1 protein-coding gene is annotated in these 3,196 nt (G+C 41.7%); it reads left to right on the forward strand.

Annotation, left to right across the window (positions count from 1 at the left end; genetic code table 11):
- Nucleotides 1-51: 51 nt before the first annotated feature.
- On the forward strand, nucleotides 52-3,196 hold a 3,145-nt coding region (locus GY843_RS04400; RefSeq protein WP_297306928.1), incomplete at its 3' end, for an Ig-like domain-containing protein.

Here is a 3,196-nt window from a genome sequence, read left to right on the forward strand (position 1 = left end):
GATCCCACAGTAAGCACGCTATCGCCAGTAGATGGCGCTACAGCAGTAGCAGTGGATTCAAATCTGGTGATAACATTCGCGGAGGATGTGGACGCGGAGACAGGCAACATATACTTAAAGAAATCAAGCGACGGATCAACAATACAGACCTTTGATGTGACTTCGGATATAAGCGGCTCGGGATCAGATACAATAACAATAAATCCTTCATCAGATCTTGCAAGTGAGACCGGTTACTATGTCCAGATAGACACAACAGCGTTTGATGATAGTTCAAGTAATAGTTATGCCGGTATAAGCGCTACAACTACGTGGAACTTCACTTCAGCGGATGTGATATCGCCAACAGTAACATTTGATCCGTTAGATTCAGCTACAGCAGTTGCTGTAGATTCAAATGTTACTATTACATTTAATGAAGCGGTGAGAAAAACGGACAACAGCGCATTGAGTGACAGTAATATTGATGCATTAATAATTTTAAAAGAAACCAACGCGAGCGGCAGTGATATATCATTTGATGCAACGATAAATGCCGGAAAAACTGTTGTTACTATCAATCCAACAAGTAATCTATCAAGTGAACAGGTAGTATATGTGGCAATAGGCACAACGGTAGAAGATGATTCTGATAACGCGATCACAGCAGCAAATGCGACATTCACCGCAGCGGATGTAATAGCACCTACAGTAACATTTAGTCCGCTGGATTCAGCCACAGCAGTGGCAGTATATTCGAATGTAACAATAACCTTTAACGAAGCGGTACGTAATACTGATGATTCGGCATTGACCGATAGTAATATAGATGCGTTGATAACTTTAAAGGAAACCAACGCCAGTGGATCAGATATAGCATTCGATGCTACGATAAATGCCGGTAAGACAATTATTACCATTAACCCGACAAGCAGATTTTCAAGAGAACAGGTAGTGTATGTGGCAATAGGAGCTACGGTAGAAGATGATGAAGATAATGCAATAACAGCAGCGAATGCAACATTTACAGCAGAAGATATAGGAACGCCAATCCACAAGGCATCAATAACCGGAGCAGGTTCCCCTAATTATCTTGGTAACGCTATGGCTGTTTGTATCTCTGGCAATTACGCTTATGTTGCTAGTAAAGCTGACGATGCCCTGAGTGTATTTGATATATCAGATGCAGCCAACGGCAATTTAACCCTCAAGGCAGCAATCACCGGTAGCGGTTCCCCTAATTATCTTAATGGTAGTCGTTCTGTCTATGTTTCCGATGATTACGCTTATGTGGCAAGCGTTGATGACGATGCCCTGAGTGTATTTGATATATCAGATGCAGCCAACGGCAATATAACCCACAAAGCAGTAATCTCCGGTAGCGGTTCCCCTAATTATCTTAATGGTGCTAATTCTGTCTATGTCTCTGGTAATTACGCTTATGTGGCAAGCGATGCTGACGATGCCCTGACTGTATTTGATATATCAGATATAGCCAACGGCAATATAACCCACAAAGCAGCAATCTCCGGTAGCGGTTCCCCTAATTATCTTGATGGTAGTCGTTCTGTCTGTGTCTCTGGTAATTACGCTTATGTGTCAAGTGCTCTTGACGACGCCCTGAGTGTATTTGATATATCAGATGTAGCCAACGGCAATTTAACCCTCAAGACAGTAATAACCGGAGAAGGGTCTCCTAATTATCTGAATTATTCCTCTTATATCGATGTCTCTGGTAATTATGCTTATGTGTCAAGTGCTCTTGACAACGCCCTGAGTGTATTTGATATATCAGATGTAGCCAACGGCAATATAACCCACAAAGCAGTAATCTCCGGTAGCGGTTCCCCTAATTATCTTGCTAATGCTCGAGGTGTCAATGTTTCTGGCAATTACGCTTATGTTGCAAGTAACGTTGACGATGCCCTGAGTGTCTTTGATATCTCAGATATAGCCAACGGAAACATATCCCTTGACGGAGCAATCACCGGTGCCGGTAGCCCTAACTATCTTAATTATAATTATGATGTTACTTACTCTGACGGTTATGTTTATACGGCAGCCTATTTAGACAGCTCCCTAAGTGTATTTCAATATGGTCCTCCCGCAGTAACCTTTAGTCCTTTGGATTCAGCCACAGCAGTCGCAGTAGATTCAAATATTACTATTACCTTTAACGAAGCGGTACGTAATACTGATGATTCAGCATTGACCGATAGTAATATAGATGCGCTAATCACACTGAAAGAAACCAATGCCAGCGGCTCTAATATTGCTTTTGATGCTACGATAAATGCCGGAAAAACAGTAGTGACAATAAATCCTACAAGTAATCTATCAAGTGAACAGGTAGTGTATGTGGCTATAGGAACAACAGTAGAAGATGACGCTGATAACGCTATCACAGCATCGAACGCATCATTTACAGCGGCGGATATTATTGATCCTACAGTATCTACATTATCGCCTGCAGACGGTGCTACAGCAGTAGCGGTGGATTCTAATCTGGTGATAACATTTGCAGAAGATGTAGACGCGGAGACAGGTAACATATACATAAAGAAATCAAGCGATAATTCAACAATACAGACTTTTGATGTAACTTCGGATATAAGCGGCTCAGGTTCGGATACGATAACAATAAATCCTTCATCAGATCTTGCAAGTGAGACAGGCTACTATGTCCAGATAGACACGACAGCTTTTGATGATCCGGCAGGAAACAGTTACACAGGAATTAGCGCTACAACAACCTGGAACTTCACATCAGCGGATGTGATAGCGCCTACAGTAACATTTGATCCGCTTGATTCAGCAACCGGAGTATTAGTAGATTCTAATGTAACAATAACCTTTAATGAAGCGGTACGTAATACGAATGACACGGCTTTAACTGACAGTAATATAGATGCGTTGCTAACACTTAAAGAAACCAATGCCAGTGGTAGTGATATAGCATTTGACGCGACAATAAACGCCGGTAAAACTGTAGTAACAATCAATCCTACAAGTAATTTATCAAGTGAACAGGTAGTATATGTGGCTATAGGAACAACAGTTGAAGATGATTCTGATAACGCGATCACAGCAGCAAATGCGACATTCACCGCAGCGGATATAGTAGCTCCGACAGTAACGTTCAGTCCGCTTGATTCTGCTACGTCAGTTGCAGTAGATTCAAATGTAACAATAACATTTAATGAAGCAATGCGTAACA

The organism is Neptuniibacter sp., from assembly GCF_024231755.1.
GTDB lineage: Bacteria > Pseudomonadota > Gammaproteobacteria > Pseudomonadales > Balneatricaceae > Neptuniibacter.